This is a genomic window from Flavobacterium solisilvae, assembly GCF_012911605.1.
Taxonomy (GTDB): Bacteria; Bacteroidota; Bacteroidia; order Flavobacteriales; family Flavobacteriaceae; genus Flavobacterium; species Flavobacterium solisilvae.
The window spans coordinates 1-243 of the sequence record NZ_JAAMPT010000036.1 but is presented as its reverse complement, the minus strand read 5'-3'; the positions used below and the strand labels follow the sequence as shown (position 1 = coordinate 243).

At 41.6% G+C, this 243-nt stretch carries 1 protein-coding gene; it reads right to left on the bottom strand.

Annotated elements, in window-relative coordinates; all coding sequences use genetic code 11:
- Positions 1-243 (bottom strand): hypothetical protein (locus G6042_RS00170; protein ID WP_169522306.1); only part of this gene is annotated, 243 nt, incomplete at both ends.

Here is a 243-nt window from a genome sequence, read left to right as displayed (position 1 = left end):
TTTGGTACACATTATTGGTGCCAACAATATCTACTGTTGGTAACGGGTTGATGATGTAACCTTGTGGTACAACGGTATAACACTTTCTTCCGGTATGGTCGATGGTATTGTTACCCGAAACGGCGATGTAAACATATTGTACCAAATTGATTGGATCGTTGGTCAAAGTCGTATCGCCTACCAATGCTGCTGATGGGTTGGTGATTTCATTGGTATTGTTTTCTAAATCGGTCAACGTTGGGT